The 9,420-nt window shown below is 34.4% G+C and carries 9 protein-coding genes; 6 read left to right on the top strand and 3 right to left on the bottom strand.

The genetic code is table 11. The features are described 5' to 3' along the window. Positions 1–136 precede the first annotated feature (136 nt). A complete protein-coding gene (gene kdsB, locus AC9UEH_RS11285) occupies positions 137–865 on the top strand; it encodes a 3-deoxy-manno-octulosonate cytidylyltransferase (RefSeq protein ID WP_509531903.1) in 729 nt (242 codons plus the stop codon). Positions 866–1,006: 141 nt separating this feature from the next. Further along, positions 1,007–1,723 (top strand): T9SS type A sorting domain-containing protein, encoded by a 717-nt coding sequence (locus AC9UEH_RS11280; protein WP_509531900.1) that lies wholly within the window; start codon positions 1,007–1,009, stop codon positions 1,721–1,723. A 64-nt stretch (positions 1,724–1,787) separates the two neighbouring features. Here the strand turns inward: AC9UEH_RS11280 and fumC are convergent, their stop codons facing one another. Continuing rightward, positions 1,788–3,185, bottom strand: a complete 1,398-nt coding sequence (fumC, locus tag AC9UEH_RS11275) for a class II fumarate hydratase (RefSeq protein ID WP_509531898.1) — start codon at positions 3,183–3,185, stop codon at positions 1,788–1,790. 243 nt (positions 3,186–3,428) lie between these two features. Here fumC and AC9UEH_RS11270 point away from each other — a divergent pair, with 243 nt between their 5' ends. Beyond that, positions 3,429–3,593, top strand: coding sequence for a hypothetical protein (locus AC9UEH_RS11270; RefSeq protein WP_509531895.1), 165 nt, complete (start codon positions 3,429–3,431; stop codon positions 3,591–3,593). Between the two features lie 88 nt (positions 3,594–3,681). Here the strand turns inward: AC9UEH_RS11270 and AC9UEH_RS11265 are convergent, their stop codons facing one another. Together AC9UEH_RS11265 and AC9UEH_RS11260 are read right to left on the bottom strand one after the other, a co-directional pair. Further along, complete coding sequence (locus AC9UEH_RS11265) at positions 3,682–4,164, bottom strand: hypothetical protein (RefSeq protein WP_509531893.1); 483 nt, start codon at positions 4,162–4,164, stop codon at positions 3,682–3,684. A 72-nt stretch (positions 4,165–4,236) separates the two neighbouring features. Then, the gene (locus tag AC9UEH_RS11260) at positions 4,237–5,022 is read right to left on the bottom strand and encodes a hypothetical protein (protein ID WP_509531890.1); all 786 of its coding nucleotides are present in this window, start codon (positions 5,020–5,022) and stop codon (positions 4,237–4,239) included. A gap of 181 nt (positions 5,023–5,203) precedes the next feature. Here AC9UEH_RS11260 and aroC point away from each other — a divergent pair, with 181 nt between their 5' ends. The 3 genes from aroC to AC9UEH_RS11245 all read left to right on the top strand — a co-directional run bounded on the left by aroC (position 5,204) and on the right by AC9UEH_RS11245 (position 9,359). Then, complete coding sequence (gene aroC / locus AC9UEH_RS11255; protein WP_509531887.1) at positions 5,204–6,265, top strand: chorismate synthase; 1,062 nt, start codon at positions 5,204–5,206, stop codon at positions 6,263–6,265. Positions 6,266–6,368: 103 nt separating this feature from the next. After that, entirely contained in the window at positions 6,369–7,622 is a 1,254-nt protein-coding gene (locus AC9UEH_RS11250) for a dicarboxylate/amino acid:cation symporter (RefSeq protein ID WP_509531884.1), read from the top strand. Between the two features lie 84 nt (positions 7,623–7,706). After that, entirely contained in the window at positions 7,707–9,359 is a 1,653-nt protein-coding gene (locus AC9UEH_RS11245; RefSeq protein WP_509531882.1) for a T9SS type A sorting domain-containing protein, read from the top strand. The last annotated feature ends 61 nt before the right edge of the window (positions 9,360–9,420 follow it).

Here is a 9,420-nt window from a genome sequence, read left to right as displayed (position 1 = left end):
TGGTTGTTTTCCATAACGATGAATTTTGTGTATCGCTATTTCAGGACAAGACATTATATTATTTTATATGGTTTTTGTAGGACAACAATGTTTTATTTATAAAATCATTTGTAAGTTTGTATTTCAAAAGTATTTTATGAAAATAATAGCAGTTATTCCCGCACGATACGCATCGACACGATTTCACGCTAAATTAATGCAAGATTTAGGTGGAAAAACGGTTATTTCCAGAACGTATGAAGCGGCAGTAAATACCAATTTATTTGATGATGTATTTGTGGTAACCGATTCTGATTTGATATTCAATGAAATTGTTTCTCAAGGTGGAAAAGCCATTATGAGCATAAAAGAACACGAATCGGGAAGTGATAGAATTGCCGAAGCTGTTGAACATTTGGACGTTGATATTGTAGTAAATGTGCAAGGTGACGAACCTTTTATCAATAAAGAACCGTTAGAAAAACTGTTACAAATTTTTAGAAATGACACCAAAAATGAAGTTGATTTAGCTTCTTTAATGCGAGAAATTACTGTTATTGAAGAAATTAACAATCCAAACAATGTAAAAGTTGTTGTAGATCAAAATAATTTTGCCTTATATTTTTCCCGTTCCGTGATTCCCTATCCAAGAGAAGTGAACGTTGGTGTGCGTTACATGCAACACATCGGGATTTATGCTTTTAGAAAACAAACCTTATTGGATTTTTATAGTTTGCCAATGAAATCCTTAGAAGCTTCTGAGAAATTGGAACAATTACGCTACTTAGAATTTGGAAAACGCATAAAAATGGTTGAAACTAATCACATTGGAATCGGAATTGACACCCCTGAAGATATAGAAAAAGCAAGGAAGTTGATTTTATAACAGTATCGTACTATTAATTTTACCTTAATATAATAGCAAGTTAGTAATATACTCTTTCAATTTCATTTAAATTTGCACTAAAATTATAGTATGAAATTTTTCTATTTATTTCTGTTTATTTTTCTATTTCAATTTAGTTTTTTGAGTGCTCAAATTGAAACAACGGGTTCTATTAATATTGATGCCAGTTTTAGTGTTAAACTAGACAAAAATCTTACCAATTCTAAAATAATTATTACTTTAACTGGTCCCTCTGACCGCTGGTTTTCAATTGGTTTGAATGCCCAACTAATGCTAATGAATGCCGATTGCTTAATGATGACTTCAAGTAGTCAATTTTCAGATATGTATTTCCCTGGCGGTCATGCAGCCCCACTTTATGACACCACTAACGATTGGACTTTGATAAGTAATACAATCAATAATAACCTTAGAACTATTACTGCATCAAGAAATTTTTATACTGGTGATAGTCACGATTTAACCTTCACTGCACAAACCAATAACTTAAACTATATTTGGGCATATTCCTCCATTCCAGGTTTTGATTTGTTTAGTCATGGTGGCGATAATTATGGAGGTGGAGTATTTGTTTTTTCAAATTTAGGAATTGAAAATACTAGTATTTCTGCTTTTAAAATGTATCCAAACCCAAGTCATAATAGCATTAGTTTTATTACCAATACTAATGAAATTGGTAAAATTTCAATTTCCGATTGTTTAGGGAAAATAATTTATTCAAATGAATTTTCAGAAAAAGAATTTTCAATTGATATTTCAAATTTAACTTCTGGAATTTATTTTGCAACTATTACATCACTATCCAAAAATAGCACTCTTAAGTTTGTTAAGAATTAATTTAATAAAAAAAACCTGTAATTTTCATTACAGGTCTAAAATTAATTTATAGGAAAAGCGATAACTATTTCAAGCTTCCAACCATTTCTTCTGGTTTCACCCAAGCATCAAAATCTTCGGCAGTGACATATCCCAAACGAACGGATTCTTCTTTTAAAGTGGTTCCGTTTTTATGAGCAATTTGTGCTATTTCTGCAGCTTTATAATACCCAATTTTAGTATTTAATGCGGTAACCAACATCAATGAGTTGTTAACCAATTCTTCAATTCTTTTGTAATTTGGTTCAATTCCTTGCGCACAATGTTCGTCAAATGACATGCATGCATCGCCCAATAATCGGGCAGATTGCAAGAAATTTGCAGCCATCAAAGGTTTGAAAACATTCAATTCATAATGACCTTGCATGCCACCAATTGAAATCGCAACATCGTTACCCATCACTTGTGCACAAACCATTGTTAAAGCTTCACATTGTGTTGGGTTTACTTTTCCTGGCATGATTGAAGAGCCTGGTTCGTTTTCAGGAATTAGGATTTCTCCAATACCAGAGCGAGGTCCAGAAGCCAACATACGAACATCATTGGCAATTTTATTCAACGAAACCGCTACTTGCTTCAAGGCACCGTGCGTTTCTACAATGGCATCGTGAGCGGCCAAAGCTTCAAATTTATTTTCTGCCGTTACAAAAGGATGACCCGTGAATTTTGCGATATATTCAGCAACTTTCACATCGTATCCTTCTGGCGTATTCAATCCTGTTCCCACAGCAGTTCCACCTAAAGCCACTTCCGATAAATGTGCTAACGTGTTTTTAATCGCTTTTAATCCGTAATTCAATTGCGCCACATAACCAGAAATTTCTTGACCTAATGTAAGTGGCGTAGCGTCCATCAAGTGGGTACGACCAATTTTCACTACAGTACTAAAGGCAATAGCTTTCGCTTGAAGCGTATCTCGTAATTTTTCAATTCCAGGAATCGTAACTTCAACTACCGATTTATAGGCGGCAATGTGCATTCCAGTAGGGTAGGTATCATTGGAAGATTGCGACTTGTTGACATCGTCATTGGCTTTAATGAATAGTTCACCTTCGCCAATTTTAAAACCTTTTAAAACCTGTGCACGATTTGCAACTACTTCGTTAACATTCATATTACTTTGCGTTCCCGAACCTGTTTGCCAAATTACCAATGGAAATTCATCGGATAATTTACCTGCTAATATTTCATCGCAAACAGCTGCAATTGCATCTCTTTTTTCTGTTGGAAGCACACCTAAATCACAATTAGCGTAGGCTGCAGCTTTCTTTAAATAGGCAAATCCTTCAATAATTTCTTTGGGCATTGATGCCGAAGGACCAATTTTGAAGTTATTTCGGGAACGTTCTGTTTGTGCGCCCCAATATTTATCTACAGGAACTTGCACTTCACCCATGGTGTCTTTTTCAATTCTGAATTCCATTTTATTGTGTGTTTGTTATATGTTTGAGTGTCATTCTAGGTCTAGCCCAGATTGAGCCGGTATCCTTTTTGGGTTTGAAGCATGAAAACCCAAAAAGATAAAGGCGAAAGCTGGAAATAGCTCCAAAAAATTTTGTGTCAAAATTACGCATAAAAAACTATTTTATAAAAATTGATAGTGATTAATTGGTAGAAAAAAATAATAAACTTACATTTGTAATCATATTAAATAATTCCGATTATCATGTTTGAATTTTCACAGTATTTAGGATTTTTACTTTTCTTAACCATCCTTACAATGGGATTTTGGTTAATGTTTTTCTTAGTTGGTTTCGTTCAATATTGGATTGGCGGCGCTTTGTGGGAAATGTACAAAGAGAGAAAAGCTAAAAAGCAACAATCAGTTTAATCTGATTCCGTAATTAATCAATAAAAGCTGTCCAAAATGTACTTTTTGGACAGCTTTTTGGTTTATTGAGTTATTAAAGATAGAAAAGTTAAAATTTGTAGCGAATACCCAAAGCTAAATCTGAACGAAAATTATTCCCATTATTACTATTACCGCCCAATTCAGGTCTTAAATCTAATGATAATTGTAGAGGAAAATCAAAATTATATTCAATTCCAATAACTCCAGCAGCATAGAGAAAGTTTCCACTACCATTATTTCCTGTAATAGTGGAGTTCCAATTGCCTAAACCTCCACCAAAACCTGAATACCAATTAAAATCCTTGTCAATGTTCCAAATCCATTGGTACAAACCGGTAAGTTTTACAGCACTTGTATTTTGTGTACTCTTCCATCCTAAATCAATTTCTAATCTGTTAACGGATGTTAGTTTTCTTTGATAAGAAATTTCAGTTCCAAAACCATCATTTGAACTCAAACGAAGACCTAAATTATTTTCGGATTTGTCTTGAGCATTGACAAAATGTACAAATACAAGGAGTAAAGTTGTAGTTAAAAGTAGCTTTTTCATAATTTTTTATAAATGTTTATATTAAATGAAAACGTATATAAAAGATAACTATTGTTATAACTTCAAAAAAAATTAATGATTTACATTGTAAACAGTTAAATATTCATCTTGAGTTTGACTTCCAGATGAAGGAATGGGGAGGTTTATTCCGCCAGGTAGCAGATTCAATTGATAGTTTATTAATGTATTAGTATAGACCATGCCAATATTCTTAGAATAATATTGATTAGAAACTACAACATCTTGAGCACTTAAAACGGTCACTGGTAAAGGAAATCCACCAACAACAAAAGTAGTTGTAATTTTAGCATTTAAAATTGTTTTTACTCTTTTTACATCTGTGTAAATGTGATTATTTGAAGTAAATGAAGCTAAAGATTCTATAGCTATTGATTTTAAAGTGTAATCAACTACCATTGGATACGATTGAATAGTTTGGTTGACTGTACCAGAAACGGTTCCTAATTGTTGATTTATTGTAGCATTTTCATTGAAAATAACATAATCTACAAGATTTAAATTTATAGGAACTCCAACACCAAAGTCAAGTGCCATAGTACCTGTCAATAATAAAGCACTTCCTTCTCTTCGCAATCCATTTTTATTCAACGAGTTTGAAAAGAAGCCATTAGGATTGTTTTTAGTTTTAAATTTTTTGTAGACTTTACTATTGATTGTAGTATCTCTAACTATATAAAGCGAGTCTCTTTGCGTTTGAGCATTTGACACTACATTATATTTCCAATAATTTCCAATTGAAAGGGGCATAAAATTGGTATCCGAAGTTATATTAGAGTCGTTAGAACAAGAAATTAAAACAGATAAAAAAGTAATTGCAAGTAATAATTTGAATTTCATAGCCATATTTTTTTGCTAAAGTAAGAAAATTTTCAGTTTTATAGTTTATTCTTTAATATTTTAACTTTACAAACTACTTTATGTTGTATTTAAATATTATTTAACGTTTAAATTCAAATTTTATCTTTTAAACTTTTACTGTTTTAACTTTTAAACTTATATTTGTTTCAAACAACTCGTTATGGCAGGAAATAGTTTTGGAACACTCTTTAAATTAACCACTTTTGGAGAATCGCACGGAGACGCTTTAGGTGGAATTATCGATGGTTGTCCCGCAGGAATAACTTTGGATTTCGATGCCATTCAACACGAAATGACCCGAAGAAAACCCGGCCAATCGGCAATTGTAACGCAACGAAAAGAAGACGATGAAGTACAGTTTTTATCAGGAATTTTTGAAGGTAAAACCACGGGAACTTCTATTGGTTTTATCATTCCAAATACCAATCAAAAATCGGATGATTATTCAGATATAAAAAATACCTACCGACCAAGTCACGCCGATTATGTATATGAAAAAAAATATGGTTTGCGCGATTATCGTGGTGGTGGTCGTAGTTCAGCTCGAGAAACTGCCAGTAGAGTAGTGGCGGGAGCAGTTGCAAAACAGCTACTTCCCAACATCAAAATCAATGCTTTTGTGTCCTCTGTAGGAACTATTTTCTTAGACAAACCCTATCAAGATTTGGATTTTTCCAAAACTGAATCCAATCCTGTTCGTTGTCCCGACGAGGCGACTGCAATAAAAATGGAAGAACTCATTCGTGATATTCGCAAGCAAGGCGATACAATTGGAGGCACAATTACCTGCGTTTTGCAAAACGTTCCGTTGGGTTTAGGTGAACCCGTTTTCGATAAATTACACGCTGATTTAGGCAAAGCAATGCTCTCTATCAACGCCGTGAAAGGTTTTGAATATGGTAGCGGTTTTTGTGGCGCACAAATGAAAGGTAGCAATCACAACGATTTATATAATCCTGATGGCACTACAAAAACCAATTTGTCAGGGGGAATTCAAGGCGGAATCTCGAACGGAATGGACATTTATTTCCGTGTTGCTTTCAAGCCCGTTGCCACTTTAATCCAAAAACAAGAAGTCTTAGACAATCAAGGGAATATCGTCGAATTGCAAGGAAAAGGGCGTCACGATCCGTGTGTGCTTCCTCGTGCAGTGCCTATCGTTGAAGCGATGGCGGCACTAGTTCTCGCCGATTTCTATTTAATTAACAAGATTTATCAATAGTTTTATTTGAAGCTAATCCTGCTTTCCGCTATATCTGTTGTGGCGAACACCGCCACAACAGGATATCGCTGCAATCAGGGCTATAACAAAAATCCAATTTAATATGAACAATCCGGAATCTCAAAAACAATCTCTAAAAGGAAACCTAACGTTCCAAATCCTAATTGCTATGCTTTTAGGCGGAATACTTGGAATCATAATTCACAACAACCTCACTGAAAGCGGTGCAAAAGAATTCAGCGGCTACATCAAATTGCTCGCCACCATCTTCATCCGATTGGTACAAATGATAATTTCGCCTTTGGTGTTTTCAACATTAGTCGTTGGAATTGCAAAACTTGGCGACATCAAAGCTGTGGGTAGAATTGGAGGGAAAGCTATGGGTTGGTTTTTCACAGCGTCCTTTATTTCATTATTAATTGGAATGTTTTGGGTAAATGTTTTGAAACCAGGCGAAGGATTGAATTTATCGAATATTGATGTAACGACTGCAAGTGAAGTTACTGAGAAAACACAAGCATTTTCAGCACAAAATTTCATCGAACACATTATTCCTAAAAGCATTGTGGAAGCAATGGCAACAAATGAAATCCTGCAAATCGTAATTTTCTCTATCTTTTTTGGATTGGCTGCAGCCGCAATTGGCGACAATTCAAAACCAGTTGTAAATGCCTTAGATAAATTATCGCACATCGTTTTGAAAATGGTGAATTATGTAATGAAATTTGCCCCAATTGGCGTTTTTGGAGCCATTGCGGGAGTTTTTGCTATTAGAGATTTCAACGAATTACTATTGACCTACGCCAAATTTTTCGGTTCCTTTTTAGTCGGAATTTCCACGCTTTGGTTTATTTTAGTATTAGTAGGATACATTTTCTTGAAATCAAGAATGAGCATTTTACTAAAAAGAATTGTCAGCCCAATCGTAATCGCCTTTAGCACCACAAGTTCCGAAGCGGTATTTCCAAAACTAACTGAAGAATTAGAGCGCTTTGGCGTAAAAGACAGATTCGTCTCGTTCATGTTGCCCCTCGGCTATTCCTTCAACCTCGATGGAAGCATGATGTACATGACTTTTGCAAGTATTTTTATCGCTCAGGCTTATGGGATTCCTTTGGATTTACCAACACAATTCACCATGCTTTTTGTATTAATGCTTACGAGCAAAGGGATTGCAGGAGTTCCAAGAGCAAGTTTGGTGGTTGTTGCTGCAACTTGTGGAATGTTCAAAATTCCCATTGAAGGCATCGCATTAATCCTTCCAATCGACCATTTCTGTGACATGTTCCGAAGTGGAACCAATGTTTTAGGAAACGCTTTGGCAACTTCTGTAGTTGGAAAATGGGAAGAAGAGTAACTTATAAAAAAAATGTATAATGTATATTTGATATTAATATTTTTTTTATATTTGTTTCACTTTTAACAACTTAAATAAAAAAATATGAAAAAACTTTTACTACTATTTTTGTTTTTTACCTCTTCAATTTCAATGTTAGCTCAATCTGACTTTTACACAGTTTTACCAAATATTGGTTCAACTTCAGGAAATGGAAGAGCTCCTCAAGGTGCTGCCAAATACAACCGAAGCGTTTGGTTAATTACTGCAGCCGAAATGACAGCTTCTGGTTTTTCAACAAATTCAATAGTTAATTCAATTGGATTTAATTATGGAACAGCGCAAAGTATTCCAACAACTGGAAATTTAACCGTATATCTAGAAAATACTACAAGTACTACAAATGCTAAAAGTACTACTTGGGCTACTGCAATTTCTACGATGACTACTGTTAGTAATGGTAGTGTTACTATTCCAGCAACAACTGGTACGGTGGATTTTCCATTTTCAGGAGGAACAGCTTTTACTTATACAGGAGGAGCCTTATATGTAGCGTTTGATTACCAAAATCCCACGGGAACATTATCTACTGGTAATGTAGCTTTATGTGATACTAGTTTAGTAGGTGGATTGTTAGGAGCGTGGACTGCAACAACAACTATCCCTACAACAATAGCAGCTTCTACATACAGACCAGAAACTAGATTGGGAAAATTTGTAAGTTGCTCAAGCCCTTTAACTCCAAATACTTCTAATAGAAACTTAACTTCTATAGATTTAGTTTGGACTGGTACTGGTTCAACTTTTGATGTAGAGTATGGACTTGCGAATTTTACACTTGGAACCGGGACACGTTTTCTGGGTGTAACTGGTTTGAGCAGGACGTTAACCGGTTTAAATAACAGCACTGCTTACGATTACTATGTAAGAAAAGATTGCGGAGGAGGAAGTACCAGTATTTGGACAGGTTATCCTTTTTATACAACCTTTATTCCTACAAACACACCATATACTACTAGTTTTGAAAATGCGGCACTTCCTTATGTTGGTTGGTCTATACCTAACATAGTTCCTGTAGCAGGAGACTGGTCTATTGGTTATTATGGAGCAGGTTCAACTTTGACACAAAACGGTTCATCTTCTGTAGCTTCAGTTACACCATCAACAGTAGCCGCAGACAACTGGATGTTTTCTAGGGGAGTAAATTTAATTGCTAATAATCAAGCTACTATTACTTATTATATTAGCAATTATCAAAGTTCAACTACCGCTACCGGAAATTATCAATTAACGGTTGGAAATGCTAGTACGGTTGGTGCTCAGACAACAATTTTAGCAACAGAAACTGGGGTTTCAGCTTCAGCGTTTACTTTAAAAACATACAATTTCACTCCAACAACTACTGGTGTATATTATTTTGGATTTAGAAATAACACACCATTAAACGCAGCAGGAACTCATGCTTTAATAATGGATTCCTTTTCTGTAACACAGGTATTATCAATAACTGAATTCTTAAACTCTAAATTCTCAGTATCTCCTAATCCTGCTAATGATTTTATTTTTGTAACCAATTCAGATAATATTCTTGTAAGTGGAATCTCAATTACAGATTTGAACGGAAGAGTTGTAAAACAAAACAGTTATACCAATGTTTCCAATATTCAAGTTAATGTTTCAGATTTAGCTTCTGGAATATACATGATGAATATAGTTTCTGATAAAGGTTCTGTGACTAAAAAGATTATTAAAAACTAATTACACGTTTGACTAGTCCTAAATAATCGATACAGATTATTAGACAAAAATAGATAAATTA

It is taken from the genome of Flavobacterium sp., assembly GCF_040402835.1.
Taxonomy (GTDB): Bacteria; Bacteroidota; Bacteroidia; order Flavobacteriales; family Flavobacteriaceae; genus Flavobacterium.
This window is presented reverse-complemented; position numbering and strand designations above follow the sequence as displayed.

Coding starts and splice junctions, on each gene's coding strand:
- kdsB (WP_509531903.1), top strand. CDS start 137: ATGAAAATAATAGCAGTTATTCCCGCACGATACGCATCGACACGATTT.
- fumC (WP_509531898.1), bottom strand. CDS start 3,185: ATGGAATTCAGAATTGAAAAAGACACCATGGGTGAAGTGCAAGTTCCT.
- AC9UEH_RS11270 (WP_509531895.1), top strand. CDS start 3,429: ATGTTTGAATTTTCACAGTATTTAGGATTTTTACTTTTCTTAACCATC.
- AC9UEH_RS11265 (WP_509531893.1), bottom strand. CDS start 4,164: ATGAAAAAGCTACTTTTAACTACAACTTTACTCCTTGTATTTGTACAT.
- AC9UEH_RS11260 (WP_509531890.1), bottom strand. CDS start 5,022: ATGAAATTCAAATTATTACTTGCAATTACTTTTTTATCTGTTTTAATT.
- aroC (WP_509531887.1), top strand. CDS start 5,204: ATGGCAGGAAATAGTTTTGGAACACTCTTTAAATTAACCACTTTTGGA.
- AC9UEH_RS11250 (WP_509531884.1), top strand. CDS start 6,369: ATGAACAATCCGGAATCTCAAAAACAATCTCTAAAAGGAAACCTAACG.
- AC9UEH_RS11245 (WP_509531882.1), top strand. CDS start 7,707: ATGAAAAAACTTTTACTACTATTTTTGTTTTTTACCTCTTCAATTTCA.